Source organism: Streptomyces flavofungini (assembly GCF_014650815.1).
In the GTDB taxonomy this organism is placed as follows: domain Bacteria; phylum Actinomycetota; class Actinomycetes; order Streptomycetales; family Streptomycetaceae; genus Streptomyces; species Streptomyces flavofungini.
On the sequence record NZ_BMVR01000006.1, the window covers coordinates 65,739 to 81,724 of the forward strand.

Below are 15,986 nucleotides of genomic sequence, written 5' to 3' on the forward strand. Positions count from 1 at the left end.
CCCCCGGCCGAGCCGCTCCCCGCCCTCCCTTCCCCATCTCCTTCGCTTTCGCCCACTCCGCCTGTTTCATTCCGTACGAGAGGAACTCCCCCATGGCCGACGCCGTCCCCACCGGCAAGGTGACCTTCGTCGGCGCCGGGCCCGGCGCCGCTGACCTGCTGACCTTCCGAGCCGCGCGCGCCATCGCGGACGCCGACGTGGTGATCTGGGCCGCCAGCCTCGTGCAGGCCGACGTCCTGGAGCACGCCCGCGACGACGCCGAGATCCTGGACTCGGCGGCGCTGTCCCTGGAGGACGTCGTCGCCGTGTACGAGCGGGCGGCCCGGGACGGCCTGAAGGTCGCGCGGATCCACTCCGGGGACCCGGCGCTGTGGGGCGGTACGCAGGAGCAGTTCGACCGGTGCGTCGCGCTCGGCGTCGAGACGGAGATCGTGCCGGGTGTCTCGTCGTTCTCGGCCGTCGCGGCCCTCGCCGGGCGCGAGCTGACCATCCCCGAGGTCGCCCAGTCCGTGATCCTCACCCGGCTCGGCGGCGGCAAGACGCCGATGCCGCCCGGCGAGGAGGTTCGGGAGTTCGCGCGGCACGGCACGACGATGGCGCTGTTCCTGTCGGCGGCACGCAGCGGCCAGCTCGTGCGGGAGCTCCTGGAAGGCGGCTACCCGACGTCGACGCCCGTCGTCGTCGCGTACCAGGCCACCTGGCCCGAGGAGCTGATCCTCACCTGCACCATCGAGACGCTGGAGGAGACGGTGAAGGAACACCGCCTCTGGAAGCACACCCTGTTCCTGGTCGGCCCCGCCCTCGGCGCCCACGGCACCCGTTCCCACCTGTACCACCCCGGCCACTTCCACGGCTTCCGCAAGGCCGACCCCGAGGCCCGCGCGGCCCTGCGCGCGGAGAGGCCGCGGTCGTGATCACGGTCGTGGGTACGGGGACGGGGGCGCGCTTGGACAAGGCCGCCCGCGCGGCCGTGCGGGACGCCGCCCTCGTCGTGGGCGGCCGCCGCCATCTGGCGGCGGCCGAGGTTCCGGAAGGCGTGGAGCGGGTGGTCCTGGGACCGCTGGCGCCCGCGCTGAAGGCGATCGAGCGGTGTATTTCGATCGGGCGGGACTCTTCGGTCGAGCAGGACGTGTCGGTCGAGCGGCACCTCGCGGCCGACGGCGGTGCGTGCGCAGCCCGTCCGGCGATCGAGGACGGGTCCGGAGGCCGATCGGCGGCCACCACGGCCCCGGCACGGGTGGTCGTCCTCGCCTCCGGAGACCCCGGGTTCTTCGGCATAGTGCGGGCGCTGGCCGACCGGTTCGGCCCGGACGCCCTGGACGTCCGCCCCGGCGTCTCCTCGGCGGCCGCCGCGTTCGCGCGGGCGGGCCTGCCCTGGGACGACGCGGTCGTGGTGAGCGCCCACGGCCGCGACCTCCGTACGGCCGTGAACGCCTGCCGGGCCCACCCGAAAGTGGCCGTCCTCACCGGACCCGGCAGCGGCCCCGCCGAGCTGGGCGCCGAACTGGCCCGCCGCACGGCGACCCGCACACTCGTCGTGGCCACCGCCCTCGGCGACCCGAAGCACGAACGCGTCGAACGCGTCACCCCGGCCGCGGCCGCCGCCCGTGACTGGGGCACCGCGGTCAGCGTCGTGCTGTGCCTCGACGAGGAGCGCGCGGTCCCCACCGCCGCGCGTACCGTCGCGGGTCCGCGGCCCGGGCCCGACCGGTGGGCCCTCGCCGAGGAGGAGTTCGCCCACCGGGACTCGATGATCACCAAGTTCGAGGTGCGGGCGCTCGCGCTCGCCCGGCTCGGGCCGCGCGTGGGCGACCTGGTGTGGGACATCGGCGCGGGCTCCGGCTCCGTCGCGGTGGAGTGCGCGCGGCTCGGCGCGGCCGCCACCGCCGTGGAGAAGACCGCCGACGGCGTCGAGCGCATCCGTGCCAACGCCGCCGCGCACGGGGTCGACGTGCTCGCCGTGCACGGGGCGGCGCCCACCGTGCTCTCCGACCTCGCCGACCCCGACGCCGTGTTCATCGGCGGCGGGGGGCGGGAGCTGCCCGCCATCGTGACCGCGTGCGCGCGGCGGGCCCGGCGGGCCGTCGTCGTTTCGCTGGCCGCGGTCGACCGGGTGCCCGCGGTGCGCGGTGCGTTGCTCGGTGCCGGGTTCGACTGCGACGGGGTGCTGTTGCAGTCCTCGCGGCTCGCGCCGCTGCCGGGTGAGGTCACCCGGCTTGCCGCCACCAATCCGGTGTTCCTGCTGTGGGGTACCCGGGGCGGGTCGGGCGGCGCGTCGTCGGCGTCCGCGTCCGCGTCCGCGTCCACGGTCCCCGAAGCATCAACTTCCTTGAACGAAGGAGCAGTTCAGTGATCGGCCTGATCTCCGCCACGGAGGCCGGCGGGCGTGCGCGCGCACGGCTCGCCGACGCCTGGCCCGCGCGTACGCGGGTGTACGAAGGTCCCGTGCGGGAGGCGTTCGAGCGGGCGTTCCGCGAGTGCGAGCAGGTGGTGTGCTTCCTCGCCACCGGGGCCGTGGTGCGGTTGGCCGCGCCGCTGCTCGCCGGGAAGGGGGTCGACCCCGGGGTCGTGTGCGTCGACGAGGGCGGGCGGTTCGCCGTTGCCCTGCTGGGCGGGCACGCGGGGGGCGCGAACGCGCTGGCGCGGGAGGCCGGGGAGGTGCTCGGGGCCGAGCCGGTGATCACGACCGCCACGGACGCGGTGTCCGTGCCGGGGCTCGACACGCTCGGGTTCCCCGTGGAGGGCGATGTCGCCGGGGTGACCCGGGCCGTGCTGGACGGGGAGGCCGTCGCCCTGGAGGCGGAGCTGTCCTGGCCCCTGCCCGCCCTTCCGTCGAATGTGACGCCGCCGGAGACCGAGGCTGTGCCCAGCCGTGAGCGGGCCACCGTGCGCGTTTCCGATCGCACCCACACCCCCTCGCTCCGCGAGGTCACCCTGCGGCCGCCGTCACTGGTCGTGGGCGTCGGCGCCAGCAAGGGCGCACCCGTCGACGAGGTGCTCGAGCTGGTGCGGGACTCCCTCCAGGGCGCCGGTCTTTCCGCCCTGTGCGTAGGGCAGTTGGCGACCGTCGACGCCAAGCGGGACGAGCCGGGGATCGTCGAGGCGGCCGCGCGGCTCGGGGTGCCGTTGGTGACGTACGGCGCCGCGGAGCTGGCGGGGGTCGACGTGCCGAATCCGTCGGGGGCGCCGCTCGCCGCCGTCGGGACGCCGTCCGTCGCCGAGGCGGCGGCGCTGCACGGCGGGGGTGAACTCGTCGTGCCCAAGCGGAAGTCGGAGCGCGCGGACGGCAGGCCCGCCATGGCCACGTGCGCCGTGGTGCGGCGGCCCGCGCGCGGACGCCTCGCCGTCGTGGGCCTCGGCCCCGGTGCCCGGGACCTGCTCACTCCCCGCGCCCGCGACGAACTGCGGCGGGCCTCCGTGATCGTGGGGCTCGATCAGTACGTGGATCAGATCCGGGATCTGCTGCGGCCGGGGACACGGGTGGTCGAGTCCGGCCTCGGGGCCGAGGAGGAGCGGGCCCGGACCGCTGTCGCCGAGGCCCGCGAGGGGCGGGCCGTGGCGCTGATCGGGTCGGGGGACGCGGGGGTGTACGCGATGGCGTCGCCCGCCCTCGCCGAGGCCGGGGACGACATCGACGTCGTCGGCGTACCGGGAGTGACGGCCGCGCTCGCCGCCGGTGCGCTGCTCGGGGCGCCGCTCGGCCACGACCATGTGTCGATCAGCCTCTCGGACCTGCACACGCCGTGGGAGGTCATCGAGCGCCGGGTGCGCGCGGCGGCCGAGGCGGATCTGGTCGTGACGTTCTACAACCCGCGCAGCCGCGGCCGGGACTGGCAGTTGCCCAAGTCCCTGGCGCTGCTCGCCGAGCACCGCGCGGCGTCGACGCCCGTCGGTGTCGTACGCAACGCCTCGCGCCCCGACGAGAGCGTGCGCCTGACCACGCTGGCCGCGCTCGACCCGGACAGCGTCGACATGATGACCGTCGTGACCGTCGGCAACACCGCGACCCGCGCCATCGCGGGCCGCATGGTGACGCCGCGCGGCTACCGCTGGCAGGGAGTGTGAGCGCCATGGGCCAGGGACCGGCGGCTCGTGTCGTGCATCCCATCGAGCAGGAGTCGTTCCGGCGGCTGCGGTCCCGGCTCGACACCTCGCACTTCGCGCCGCTGACGCGCGCCGTCGTGGAGCGGGTGATCCACTCCGCGGCGGACCTGGACTACGCGGCGGACCTGGTGACGGACGAGGAGTCGCTGGTACGCGGCCACGCCGCCCTGCACGCGGGCGCGCCCGTCGTCGTGGACGTGGAGATGGTCGCGGCCGGGATCACTCGGCGCGAGACGGTGTGCCGTCTGAAGGACGCCAAGTCCGCTGCCGGGCTGACGCGTTCGGCGCACGCGGTGCGGCTCGCGTACGAGCAGGTCGGTCCCGGCGCGCTCTGGGTGATCGGCTGCGCGCCCACCGCCCTGGAGGAACTGTTGCTGCTCGACGCCAGGCCCGCGCTCGTGATCGGCCTGCCGGTCGGCTTCGTGGGCGCCGTCGAGTCCAAGGAGGCGCTCCGCGCGAGCGGGCTTCCCGCCGTCAGCAACGTGTCCGAGAAGGGGGGTTCGGCGGTCGCGTCGGCCGCTCTGAACGCCCTGCTGTACCACCCCCCGGCGCCGGGCGCCGGGATCCGACCCGAGGAGAACAAGTGACCACCCCGCCCGCACTGCTCATCGCCGGCCACGGCACCCGCGACGAGGCAGGCGCCGCCGCCTTCCGCGACTTCGTCGCGGAGCTGGCGCGCCGCAACCCCGAACTGCCGGTCGCGGGCGGCTTCATCGAGCTGTCGCCGCCGCCGCTCGGCGAAGCCGTGACCGAACTCGTCGAGCGGGGCGCGAAACGGTTCGCTGCGGTGCCGCTGATGCTGGTGTCCGCCGGGCACGCCAAGGGCGACATCCCGGCCGCGCTGACCCGCGAGAAGGAGCGGCACCCCGGCATCTCGTACTCCTACGGCCGTCCGCTCGGTCCGCACCCCTCGATCCTGAAGGTCCTGGAGCGGCGGCTCGACGAGGCGCTCGGCGACTCCGTGCGCACGCCGGAGGACCGTGCCGATGTCACCGTGCTCCTGGTGGGGCGCGGCTCGACGGACCCCGACGCCAACTCCGAGGTGTTCAAGGCGGCGCGGCTGCTGTGGGAGGGGCGCGGGTACGCGGGTGTGGAGACCGCGTTCGTGTCGCTCGCGGCGCCGGACGTGCCCTCGGGGCTCGACCGGTGCGTGGCGCTGGGCGCGCGGCGCATCGTGGTCCTGCCGTACTTCCTGTTCACCGGCATCCTGCCGGACCGGGTGCGGCAGCAGACCGACGGCTGGGCGTCCGCGCACCCCGACGTCGAGGTGCGGTCCGCCGATGTGATCGGCCCCGAGGAGGAGTTGGTCGAGCTGGTCATGGAGCGGTACCGGGAGGCCGTGGGCGGGGATCTGCGGATGAACTGCGACACCTGTGTGTACCGGGTGGCGCTGCCGGGCTTCGAGGACAAGGTGGGACTGCCGCAGCAGCCGCACTTCCACCCCGACGACGACGGGCACCATCACCACGGGCACGGCCACGGGCACGGTCACGACCACCACGGAAGCCATGCGCACTCCCACTGAGGCCGGGGTGGCCGACGGCTCGGCGGCGGCCGCTGCGCCGCCCGACGTCGACCTGCGGCACCACGGGGACGTGGAGGTGCGGGGCGAGGGTGCTCTCGTCGACCTCGCCGTCAATGTCCGTGCCGGTACGCCGCCCGCGTGGCTGAAGCAGTGCGTGGCCGCGTCCCTGGACGGCCTCGCCGCCTACCCCGACGGGCGGGCGGCGCGGGCCGCGGTGGCGGCGCGGCACGGGGTTCCGCCGGAGCGGGTGCTGCTCACGGCGGGAGCCGCCGAGGCGTTCGTGCTCCTTGCGCGGGCCTTGCGGGTGCGGCGGCCCGTCGTGGTGCATCCGCAGTTCACCGAGCCGGAGGCCGCGCTGCGGGATGCCGGGCACGCGGTGGGGCGGGTGCTGCTGCGGCCCGAGGACGGGTTCCGGCTCGATCCGGGGCTGGTGCCCGAGGACGCCGACCTCGTCGTGATCGGCAATCCCACGAACCCCACCTCCGTGCTCCACCGCGCCGCGGACATCGTCAGGATCGCCCGGCCGGGGCGGGTCCTCGTCGTGGACGAGGCGTTCATGGACGCCGTGCCGGGCGAGCGGGAGGCCCTCGCCGGGCGCGTCGACGTGCCGGGGCTCGTGGTGCTGCGGAGCCTCACCAAGACGTGGGGGCTCGCCGGGCTGCGCATCGGCTACGTCCTCACCGACCCGGCGGTCGTCGCCGAGCTGTCGCGCGCGCAGCCGCTGTGGCCGGTGTCGTCGCCCGCCCTTGCCGCGGCGGAGGCGTGCGTGTCGCCGCGCGCGCTCGCGGAGGCGGGCCATGTGGCCCACCGGGTGGCCGCCGAGCGGCGGTATCTGGTCGGCGGGCTCGGGGAGTTGCCGGGGGTGTCGGTGGCCGGGCCCGCGGCGGGGCCCTTCGTCCTGGTGCGGGTCGCGGACGGTCTTGTGGTGCGGGAGCGGTTGCGGGAGCGGGGGTTCGCCGTGCGGCGGGGCGATACGTTTCCGGGGCTCGGGGCGGAGTGGCTGCGGGTGGCGGTGCGGGACCGGGGGACGACGGATGCGTTTCTGGGGGCCGTGCGGGGGGTGCTGGCCGTCGGGCCCTGAGGCTTCCCCAACCCCGCCCCTTCCCGAAACCGGGGGCTGCGCCCCCGGACCCCTGCTATCGGCGCTCCGCGCCTCGTCCTCAATCGCCGGACAGGCTATCTCTAGCCCCTCCGGCGTTTGAGGAGCGGGGTCTGGGGCGGAGCCCCAGGATCGGGAAGGGGCGGGACTGGGGAGCCCCCGGCCAGGTTCCGCCCTAGCCGCGGCGGCGGCGCGCCAGCACCAGGGCGCCACCTCCGGCGAGAACCAGGGCGACCGCTCCCCCGGCCACGTACGGGGTGGAGGAACTACCGCCGGTCTCGGCGAGGTTGTCGTCGGGGGCCTCCTTCTTGGCGACCACCGGCTCGGCGGGCTTGCCCTGGGGGGCGGGGCCCGCCTTCTGGGGCTCGGGGAGGGGCTTGGGACCGGGGCCGGGGGTGGTGCAGTGGGCACCGGCCAGCGTGACGGTGCCGTCGACGGCCGCGACGCCGAGCTTCAGGGGGTCCACGGAGACCTTGAGGCGCAGGGCGACCGCGGCGGCCGTACGGGACGTGGTGCGGGTCGAGGACAGGTCGAGGCGGACATCGCCGACGCCGGGGACGGACACCTGGGTGGTGCCCACGGCCTTCACGGCGACGCGCTTGCCGAGCACGGTGACGCCGCCGAGGAGCTTGGAGTCGGCGACGGGCCGCTTGCCGGAGACGCACCGGGCCTTGGACGTCACCTGGTCGACCTCGACGAGGGGCAGCGTCGGCAGGCCGGGCAGGTGCACCTTCGCGCGGGCGATGTTGCTGTAGCCCTCGGCGGTGCCGCCCTTGACGGTGGCCCGCGCGGTCGCGACGTCGGCGCGCAGCACGTTGAAGGGGCGGCCCCCTTCCACGCCGTCCAACGTGGCGGTGAGCGCGGTCTTCTGGGCGCTCGCGGGCGCGGACACCTCGTTGAGGGCGGCGTTCAGCGGGAGGTTCACGGTCTTGTTGAGCAGGGAGACGTTGAGGCCGGTGCGCAGGACCACGGCGTCGGCGCGGCCGCCGCGGTGGTCGTCGGTGGCGTGCGCGGTGCCCGCGGTGGTGAGCGCCGCGGAACTCGCGGCGACGGCGGTGGCGGCGGCGATCGCGGCGATGCGGCGCGCGGGCAGTCTGCGGAAGGTGTTGCTGGTCAAGGTGGTGGAACCCTCACTTGAGTCACGGAAGTACCGACCGCGCACGCCACACGGGGACATCGCGTGCGCGCGGCACCGGGGAAGCCGGAGTGCGCCTGGCGGCGCCCTCCCGACTCCCGGAATCTTTACGCACTGAGAGTGAACAGTCAGCAACGTGGCGTGAGTTCACCCCAAGGAGAGGTTTCCGCCGATGCATTCGAATCCATCGGCACGGACGTTCCCTCTGGCCTCGCGCATCCCGCACGTGCCGGTGACAAGCGTGATCGTCACGTTGACAGCCGGGGCCGAGGCAAAGTTACGTACAACGAGCCGGACCCCGTCGCGTCACTCTCCGTCAACAGGAGCCGCATGCCTCGCAACGTCGTCCTGATCACCGCCGACCAGTGGCGCGGCGACTGCCTGTCCGCCGCCGGGCACCCCGTGGTCCGCACGCCGTACCTGGACCAGCTCGCGGGGCGCGGCGCCCGGTTCGAGAAGGCGTACTCCGCCGTGCCGTCGTGCATCCCGGCCCGCGCCGCCCTGCACACCGGCCTCGCGCAGACCTCGCACCGCCGCACCGGCTACCGGGACGGCGTGCCGTGGGAGTACCCGGTCACGCTGGCCTCGGAGTTCGGGCGGCACGGGTACCAGACGCGGGCCATCGGGAAGCTGCACGCCTTCCCCGAGCGGAATCGCATCGGATTCGACGAAGTGACCCTCCACGACGGGTACTTGCACGCCGCCCGGGACCGGCGCGTCGACCCGCGCTTCCACGACGACTACCTCTCCTGGCTCGAACGGCAGCCCGGCGAGCGGGCCGGGGCGGACTACGCCGACACCGGACTCGACTGCAACAGCGTCGTGGCCCGGCCCTGGGCGCGGGCCGAGCGGCTGCATCCCACCAACTGGGTCGTCACCGAAGCCATCGACTTCCTCTACCGGCGCGACGTCACCTCCCCCTTCCTCCTCCACCTCTCCTTCCACCGGCCCCATCCGCCCTACGATCCGCCCGCCTGGGCCTTCGAGCAGTTCCTGCGGGCGCCCTTCTCCGAACCCGTCGTCGGTGACTGGGCCGACGCCCTCGCCCACTGGCGCGACGACAGCCGCGCCGACGCCAACTACGCCTCGTACGACGCCGAGACCGCCCATCGCGCCCGCGCCGGTTACTACGGTCACATGGCGCACATCGACCAGCAGATCAACCGGTTCCTCACCGCGCTCGCCGAGTTCGGGCTCGGTGACGACACCTGGGTGTGCTTCACCTCCGACCACGGCGAGATGCTCGGCGAGCACCGGTTGTGGCGCAAGGCCTATCCGTACGAGGGGTCGGCCCGGGTGCCGCTGCTGCTCGCCGGGCCGTCCGGTGCGCTGCCCCGTGGCGGGGTGGTGTCCTCCGCGCTCGCCGAACTGCGGGACGTGATGCCGACGTTGCTGGAGTGTGCGGGCCTGCCCGTGCCGGACGGTCTCGACGGCTACAGCCTGCTCCCGGCGGCGCGGGGTGAGCCGCTTCCCTCGCCCCGGCCCTGGCTCCACGGCGAGCACGCTCTCTTCGGGGAGTCCATGCAGTGGCTCACCGACGGGTGCGAGAAGTATGTGTGGTTCTCCGGGTCCGGGCGGGAGCAGCTCTTCGACCTCGTCTCCGACCCCCAGGAGCGCTACGACCTGGACCCGTCCCACCCCGCGTCGGTGGCCCGCTGGCGCACCCGCCTCACCTCCGAGCTGACGGGCCGCCCCGAGGGCTACGTCACGGACGGCGCCCTGCGCCCCGGGCGCGCGCCGTTGGAGGTCCTGCCGGAGGGGCTAGAGAATGTGCCGGTGAGTATCAGCCCGTCCGGCGCTTGAGGACGAGGCGCGAAGCGCCGATCAGCGGGGGTCCGGGGGCGGCAGCCCCCGGGTTCGGGAAGGGGCGGGATTGGGGAGCCCCCGGCAAGGCCCCCGGCCTCAGCCCACCACCCTCCCGTTCACCACCACCGCGGAAGGCGCCGCCAGCACCCGCATATCGGCCCGCGGATCCTCCCCGTACACGACGAGGTCAGCCGGAGCCCCCTCGACGAGCCCGGGCCGCCCCAGCCAGTCCCGCGCACGCCACACGGCGGCGGAAAGCGCGTCGACGGGCGGGATGCCCGCCTTGGTGAGCTCGGCGACCTCCCCGGCGATGAGCCCGTGGGCGAGGGACCCGCCGGCGTCGGTACCGGCGTAGACGGGGACGCCGGCGTCATAGGCGGCGCGGACGGTGTCGTAGCGCCGGGCGTGCAGCCGCCGCATATGGGCGGACCAGCGCGGGAACTTGGCTTCGCCCCCGTCGGCGAGCTGCGGGAAGGTGGCGATGTTGACGAGGGTGGGGACGATGGCGACGCCGCGGGCGGCGAAGAGGGGGATGGTGTCCTCGGTGAGCCCGGTGGCGTGCTCGACGCAGTCGATCCCGGCTTCGACGAGGTCGGGCAGGGAGTCCTCGGCGAAGCAGTGGGCGGTGACGCGGGCGCCGAGCCGGTGGGCTTCGGCGATGGCGGCCTCGACGGCCCCGCGGGGCCAGCAGGCGGTGAGGTCCCCGGCGTCGCGGTCGATCCAGTCGCCGACGAGCTTGACCCAGCCGTCGCCGCGCCGCGCCTCGCGGGCGACGTAGGCGACGAGGTCGTCGGGCTCGATCTCGTGGGCGTAGTTGCGGATGTAGCGGCGGGTACGGGCGATGTGCCGGCCGGCGCGGATGATTTTGGGCAGGTCCTCGCGGTCGTCGATCCAGCGGGTGTCGGAGGGCGAACCCGCGTCGCGCAGGAGGAGGGTGCCCGCGTCGCGGTCGGTGCGGGCCTGCTTCTCGGCGACGTCCGGCGCGACGGGCCCGTGGGCGTCGAGGCCGACGTGGCAGTGGGCGTCGACGAGGCCGGGCAGCGCCCAGCCGCTGACGGTCTCCACGTCCCCGGCGGCGGGCCGCCGGTAGGTCACCCGCCCCCCGACCACCCACAGCTCGTCGCGGACGTCCTCGGGCCCTACGAGCACCCGCCCCTTCACGTGCAGCACCGCGCGTTCGCTCATGGCCGCCAGCTTAGACAGCAGCGTGGGAGGCGACAGGGCTGACTCGGGCGGTGGGTACGCTCGACGGCGAGGGGCGCGGGCCCGGGCCCGCGGCCGCCTCACCGACCGGCCGTAGAGACCCCGTTACCGAAGCGAGCAGCAGCGTGACTCACCCCTTCCTTGACCTGGCGCCGCTGGGCGCCGCGCACTTCGCCGCCATCGAGGACCGGGTGGCCCGGCTCCTGGACACCGAGCAGGACGTCGTGATCATGCAGGGCGAGGCGCTGCTGCCCCTGGAGGGCTGTATCCGGGGCGCCGCCAGGCCCGGCACGAAGGCCCTGAACGTGATCACCGGCCCGTACGGGCAGACGTTCGGGAACTGGCTGCGGGACTGCGGCGCGACGGTCGTGGACCTGGCGGTGCCGTTCCACACGGCGGTGACGGCCGCGCAGGTCGAGGAGGCGTTCGCCGCGCACCCGGACATCGACTTCGTGTCCCTGGTGCACGCGGAGGCGGCGACCGGCAACACCAACCCCGTGGCGGGGATCGGCGAGGTCGTGCGGGCGCACGGCGCGCTGTTCATGCTGGACGCGGTGGCGTCGGTGGCCGCCGAGCCGCTGCTGCCGGACGCGTGGGGCGTGGACCTGTGCGTGATCGGCGCGCAGAAGGCGATGGGCGGTCCGGCGGGGGTTTCGGCGGTGTCGGTGAGCGAGCGCGCCTGGCAGCGCATGGCCGCGAACCCGCAGGCGCCGCGCCGCTCGTACCTCTCCCTCCTGGACTGGAAGGAGCGCTGGATCGACGGCGGCCGCAAGGCGCTCCTGCACGCCCCGGCGCAGTTGGAGATGCTGGCCCTGGAGGCGTGTGTGGAGCGCATCGAGGCGGAGGGCCTGACCGCCCTGATGGGGCGGCACGCGACGGCCGCGACGGCGACGCGCGCGGGCGCCCTGGCGCTCGGCGGGGGTCTGGAGCCGTATGTGTACGAGGCCGGGGACGCCGCGCCGGTCGCGACGACGCTGCGGGCCCCGCGGGGCGTGGACGCCGCCGACCTGGTCGCGCGGGCGCTGGCCGCCGATCCGGTGCTTCCGCTGGTCGCGGGCGGTGGCGCGCTGGCCAAGGAGATGATCCGCGTCAACCACTACGGTCCGGACGCGACGCGCGGCGTCGTGCACGCGTCACTGGCGGCGCTGGGTGCGGCGATGGGCGAGGTCGGGCTCGGCGTGGACCTGGAGGCCGCCCGCCGCGCCGTCACCGACACCTGGGCGTAGGCCTGGTTGAGCGCCGATCGCGCTCCGCGCTCGTCCTCAAGCGCCGGACGGGCTCTTCGAGCCCGCCGCACCATGAACGGGACAGCCCGTCCGGCGTCTGCCGAAATCATGATTCACGCACTGCGATAAAGCGCTCCAGGGCAATTTCCCCGTGCGCTTTCATGAATTCTTTATGAGTGCAGCTTCCCGTATTCTTCTGCCCGCTTTCCGAGGCCCTAAACACAAAGGTTTCGCCAGCACCAACCACCGTAATTCGGGCACGTCTCATCGAGATTACACGGCTGTGACGTACTCCACAGCAAGCCCGTTTTGTCGGAAGTAAATCCGTCGATACCGTCACAAAACCCCAGCGATTCATGCGGGCGCCCGCGCCTGCGTGATAACACACGAGAGCGCCGCGCGTAACCCCTTCCCCCGATGCAATCCCAGAAATTGCTCGGTAAATTCAATCCGCATGACCGCTGCACAAGCCGATCTACCGACCGACCTGCAAGCGAAATTCCTTGAAATGCCCGAGGGCCTGCGGCTCGACACCCCGGAGGTCGCCGACGGCGCCGCCATCTGGCGGATCGCCCGCGACTCGAAGGTCCTCGACCTGAACTCCTCGTACAGCTACCTGCTGTGGTGTCGCGACTTCGCGGCGACGTCCGTCGTGGCCAGGGACACCGGCGGCGAGACCGTCGGCTTCATCACCGGCTACATCCGCCCCGACAAGCCGCGCACCCTGGTGGTCTGGCAGGTGGCCGTCGACCACGCGCAGCGTGGCCGGGGCCTCGCCGGTGCGCTGCTCGACGGCCTGGCCGCGAAGGTCGCGGACCGGCACGGGTTCGACGCCCTGGAGACGACCATCACGCCGGGCAACACCGCATCCGAGCGCCTGTTCACCTCCTTCGCGGAGCGGCACGGGGCGCGCGTCGAGCGGACCGTGCTGTTCGACGCGGCCCTGTTCCCCGGCGACGACGGCGGGCACGAGCCCGAGGTCCTGTACGACATCGCGCCACTCTTCCGCTGACCGGCCGGCAGCCGCGCCCGTGGGCCTGACGCACCGTCACATGCCCCTGGCGCCGTCCCAGTCCACTCAGAACCCCGCACGACCAATCCATCTCCCAGGAGATCCGCTGTGACCATCACCCAGCCCGACCTGAGCGTCTTCGAGACCCTGGAGTCGGAGGTGCGCAGCTACTGCCGCGGTTGGCCCACCGTCTTCGACCGCGCGCAGGGCAGCCGCATGTTCGACGAGGACGGCCATGAGTACCTCGACTTCTTCGCCGGGGCCGGCTCGCTCAACTACGGCCACAACAACCCGGTCCTCAAACGAGCCCTCATCGACTACCTGGAGCGCGACGGCGTCACGCACGGCCTCGACATGTCGACGACGGCCAAGCGCGCGTTCCTGGAGTCGTTCCAGAACCTGATCCTGCGCCCGCGCGACCTGCCGTACAAGGTCATGTTCCCGGGCCCGACGGGCACCAACGCGGTGGAGTCCGCGCTGAAGCTGGCCCGCAAGGTCAAGGGCCGCGAGTCGATCGTGTCCTTCACCAACGCCTTCCACGGCATGTCGCTCGGCTCGCTCGCGGTGACCGGCAACGCCTTCAAGCGGGCGGGCGCGGGCATCCCGCTGGTGCACGGCACGCCGATGCCCTTCGACCACTACCTCGACGACTCGATGCCGGACTTCCTGTGGTTCGAGCGGCTCCTGGAGGACCAGGGCTCGGGCCTGAACAAGCCCGCCGCGGTGATCGTGGAGACCGTGCAGGGCGAGGGCGGCATCAACGTCGCGCGCGCCGAGTGGCTGCGCTCGCTCGCCGACCTGTGCCGCCGCCAGGACATGCTCCTGATCGTCGACGACATCCAGATGGGCTGCGGCCGCACCGGCGCGTTCTTCTCCTTCGAGGAGGCGGGCATCGTGCCGGACATCGTCACGGTGTCCAAGTCCATCAGCGGCTACGGCATGCCGATGGCGCTCACGCTCTTCAAGCCGGAGCTCGACGTGTGGGAGCCGGGCGAGCACAACGGCACCTTCCGCGGCAACAACCCGGCGTTCGTGACGGCCGCCGCCACCCTGGAGACCTACTGGGCCGACGGCTCGGCGATGGAGAAGCAGACCCAGGCCCGCGGCGAGCAGATCGAGCAGGCGCTGGTCGCCATCGCCGACGAGAACGGCGACGCCATCGAGGAGTACCGCGGCCGCGGCATGGTGTGGGGCATCGAGTTCCGTGACAAGGACCGCGCGGGCGCCATCGCCAAGCGCGCCTTCGAACTCGGCCTGCTCATCGAGACGTCCGGCCCGCAGAGCGAGGTCGTCAAGCTGCTCCCGGCCCTGACCATCACGGCCGACGAGCTGGACGAGGGCCTGCGCACGCTCGCCCGCGCGGTCCGCGAGACCGCTTGAGCGGACGCCCGCGCCGCGCCCCCGGCCGCGTACCCACGCGTACCGCACCCGTGACAGCACGCACAGAAACACGCACAGAAGAGGAACTGACTGACCGTGATCGTCCGCTCGTTCAAGGACATTGAAGGCACCGACCGGCACGTCAAGGCCGCGTCGGGCACCTGGGAGAGCAAGCGCATCGTGCTCGCCAAGGAGCGCGTCGGCTTCTCGTTGCACGAGACCGTGCTCTACGCCGGTACGGAGACGAGCATGTGGTACGCCAACCACATCGAGGCCGTCGTCTGCACCGAGGGCGTGGCCGAGCTGACCAACGACGAGACCGGCGAGACCTTCACCATCACGCCGGGCACGATGTACCTGCTCGACGGGCACGAGAAGCACACGATGCGCATCAAGGAGGACTTCCGCTGCCTGTGCGTGTTCAATCCGCCGGTGACGGGCCGCGAGGACCACGACGAGAACGGCGTGTACCCGCTGCTCACCGAGCCGGAGGCGTGATCCGCCGCTGACGGAAGAGACATCCCGGACAGGGCCGTACGTGAGAGGAGAGGCAGGCAACACCATGACCACCGCACCCGGACGAACCGCCGACCTGTACCCGACCCGAGGCACCGACGAGGTCCTCATCGAGCGCAAGGACCCCGTGGTGTGGTCCGCGCCGGGTACGCCGGGGCCCTTCACCGGCGAGGACCTGGCGGGGTTCGAACGCGACGGCTTCCGGGCCATCGAGCAACTGCTCACGCCCGAGGAAGTCGTGGAGTACCACGCCGAGTTGGAGCGGCTGGTCCACGACCCGGCGATGCGCGCGAGCGAGCGCTCCATCGTCGAGCCGCGCTCCCAGGAGATCCGGTCGATCTTCGAGGTGCACAAGATCAGTGAGATCTTCGGCCGCCTCGCCGCCGACCCGCGGGTGGTGGGCCGCGCCCGCCAGATCCTCGGCTCCGACGTGTACGTCCACCAGTCCCGGATCAACGTCAAGCCGGGCTTCGGGGCGTCGGGCTTCTACTGGCACTCGGACTTCGAGACCTGGCACGCCGAGGACGGCCTCGCGAACATGCGGACCGTGTCGGTGTCGATCGCGCTCACGAAGAACCACGACACCAACGGCGGGCTCATGATCATGCCCGGCTCGCACCGGACGTTCCTCGGCTGCGCGGGCGCGACGCCGAAGGACAACTACAAGAAGTCGCTGCAGATGCAGGACGCGGGCACGCCGTCCGACGAGGCGCTGACCAAGCTCGCCGGGGAGTACGGCATCCGCCTGTTCACCGGCGAGGCGGGCTCGGCGACCTGGTTCGACTGCAACGCCATGCACGGCTCCGGCGACAACATCACGCCCTACCCGCGCTCGAACGTCTTCCTCGTCTTCAACAGCGTGGAGAACGCGGCGGTCGAGCCGTTCGCGGCGCCGGTGCGGCGGCCCGAGTACATCGGGGCCAGGGACTTCACACCGGTGGGGTGACGTCCTGACGCGCTGAGCCGCACGGCCGACGGCG

Annotated in this window: 14 protein-coding genes; 12 read left to right on the forward strand and 2 right to left on the reverse strand. The window is 73.2% G+C overall.

Going from position 1 to position 15,986, the window contains the following annotated elements; genetic code table 11:
• The first annotated feature begins 92 nt into the window (after window positions 1-92).
• The 6 genes from cobM to cobC are packed head-to-tail and all read left to right on the forward strand — an operon-like array spanning window position 93 to window position 6,710.
• Window positions 93-914 (forward strand): precorrin-4 C(11)-methyltransferase, encoded by an 822-nt coding sequence (gene cobM, locus IE274_RS16775; protein ID WP_190116590.1) that lies wholly within the window; start codon window positions 93-95, stop codon window positions 912-914.
• Complete coding sequence (gene cbiE, locus IE274_RS16780; RefSeq protein ID WP_190116591.1) at window positions 911-2,353, forward strand: precorrin-6y C5,15-methyltransferase (decarboxylating) subunit CbiE; 1,443 nt, start codon at window positions 911-913, stop codon at window positions 2,351-2,353. Before cobM ends, cbiE begins: the two co-directional genes overlap by 4 nt.
• A complete protein-coding gene (gene cobJ, locus IE274_RS16785) occupies window positions 2,350-4,065 on the forward strand; it encodes a precorrin-3B C(17)-methyltransferase (protein ID WP_190116592.1) in 1,716 nt (571 codons plus the stop codon). The genes cbiE and cobJ overlap by 4 nt, the downstream gene beginning before the upstream one ends.
• Window positions 4,066-4,070: 5 nt before the next feature.
• On the forward strand, window positions 4,071-4,691 hold the full coding sequence (locus IE274_RS16790; protein WP_190116593.1) for a precorrin-8X methylmutase: 621 nt from the start codon (window positions 4,071-4,073) through the stop codon (window positions 4,689-4,691).
• Entirely contained in the window at window positions 4,688-5,629 is a 942-nt protein-coding gene (locus tag IE274_RS16795; RefSeq protein WP_190116594.1) for a sirohydrochlorin chelatase, read from the forward strand. Before IE274_RS16790 ends, IE274_RS16795 begins: the two co-directional genes overlap by 4 nt.
• Entirely contained in the window at window positions 5,613-6,710 is a 1,098-nt protein-coding gene (gene cobC / locus IE274_RS16800) for an Rv2231c family histidinol phosphate aminotransferase CobC (protein WP_190116595.1), read from the forward strand. The genes IE274_RS16795 and cobC overlap by 17 nt, the downstream gene beginning before the upstream one ends.
• Before the next feature lie 193 nt (window positions 6,711-6,903).
• Here cobC and IE274_RS16805 read toward each other — a convergent pair whose 3' ends face one another.
• Window positions 6,904-7,845, reverse strand: a complete 942-nt coding sequence (locus IE274_RS16805; RefSeq protein ID WP_229909600.1) for an SCO1860 family LAETG-anchored protein — start codon at window positions 7,843-7,845, stop codon at window positions 6,904-6,906.
• Window positions 7,846-8,193: 348 nt separating this feature from the next.
• On the opposite strand from IE274_RS16805, the gene IE274_RS16810 reads away from it, so the two are divergent.
• A complete protein-coding gene (locus IE274_RS16810; RefSeq protein WP_190116597.1) occupies window positions 8,194-9,666 on the forward strand; it encodes an arylsulfatase in 1,473 nt (490 codons plus the stop codon).
• Window positions 9,667-9,765: 99 nt separating this feature from the next.
• On the opposite strand, the gene IE274_RS16815 is transcribed toward IE274_RS16810, so the two are convergent.
• Window positions 9,766-10,854 carry an amidohydrolase family protein gene (locus tag IE274_RS16815; RefSeq protein ID WP_190116598.1) on the reverse strand — a complete coding sequence of 363 codons (1,089 nt, stop codon included), beginning with the start codon at window positions 10,852-10,854 and terminating at the stop codon, window positions 9,766-9,768.
• A gap of 143 nt (window positions 10,855-10,997) precedes the next feature.
• Here IE274_RS16815 and IE274_RS16820 point away from each other — a divergent pair, with 143 nt between their 5' ends.
• The 5 genes from IE274_RS16820 to thpD all read left to right on the forward strand — a co-directional run bounded on the left by IE274_RS16820 (window position 10,998) and on the right by thpD (window position 15,952).
• Window positions 10,998-12,098 carry a pyridoxal-phosphate-dependent aminotransferase family protein gene (locus IE274_RS16820; protein ID WP_190116599.1) on the forward strand — a complete coding sequence of 367 codons (1,101 nt, stop codon included), beginning with the start codon at window positions 10,998-11,000 and terminating at the stop codon, window positions 12,096-12,098.
• 454 nt (window positions 12,099-12,552) lie between these two features.
• Complete coding sequence (ectA, locus tag IE274_RS16825) at window positions 12,553-13,110, forward strand: diaminobutyrate acetyltransferase (RefSeq protein WP_190116600.1); 558 nt, start codon at window positions 12,553-12,555, stop codon at window positions 13,108-13,110.
• Between the two features lie 108 nt (window positions 13,111-13,218).
• Window positions 13,219-14,490, forward strand: a complete 1,272-nt coding sequence (gene ectB, locus IE274_RS16830) for a diaminobutyrate--2-oxoglutarate transaminase (RefSeq protein ID WP_190116601.1) — start codon at window positions 13,219-13,221, stop codon at window positions 14,488-14,490.
• Window positions 14,491-14,586: 96 nt separating this feature from the next.
• Complete coding sequence (locus IE274_RS16835) at window positions 14,587-14,988, forward strand: ectoine synthase (protein ID WP_190116602.1); 402 nt, start codon at window positions 14,587-14,589, stop codon at window positions 14,986-14,988.
• Window positions 14,989-15,052: 64 nt separating this feature from the next.
• Window positions 15,053-15,952 (forward strand): ectoine hydroxylase, encoded by a 900-nt coding sequence (gene thpD / locus IE274_RS16840; RefSeq protein ID WP_190116603.1) that lies wholly within the window; start codon window positions 15,053-15,055, stop codon window positions 15,950-15,952.
• Window positions 15,953-15,986: the final 34 nt, after the last annotated feature.

What these genes read in the sequence shown, in the direction of transcription:
- cobM (WP_190116590.1), top strand. Translation starts at nt 93, where the DNA reads ATGGCCGACGCCGTCCCCACCGGCAAGGTGACCTTCGTCGGCGCCGGG.
- IE274_RS16790 (WP_190116593.1), top strand. Translation starts at nt 4,071, where the DNA reads ATGGGCCAGGGACCGGCGGCTCGTGTCGTGCATCCCATCGAGCAGGAG.
- cobC (WP_190116595.1), top strand. Translation starts at nt 5,613, where the DNA reads ATGCGCACTCCCACTGAGGCCGGGGTGGCCGACGGCTCGGCGGCGGCC.
- IE274_RS16810 (WP_190116597.1), top strand. Translation starts at nt 8,194, where the DNA reads ATGCCTCGCAACGTCGTCCTGATCACCGCCGACCAGTGGCGCGGCGAC.
- IE274_RS16815 (WP_190116598.1), bottom strand. Translation starts at nt 10,854, where the DNA reads ATGAGCGAACGCGCGGTGCTGCACGTGAAGGGGCGGGTGCTCGTAGGG.
- ectA (WP_190116600.1), top strand. Translation starts at nt 12,553, where the DNA reads ATGACCGCTGCACAAGCCGATCTACCGACCGACCTGCAAGCGAAATTC.
- thpD (WP_190116603.1), top strand. Translation starts at nt 15,053, where the DNA reads ATGACCACCGCACCCGGACGAACCGCCGACCTGTACCCGACCCGAGGC.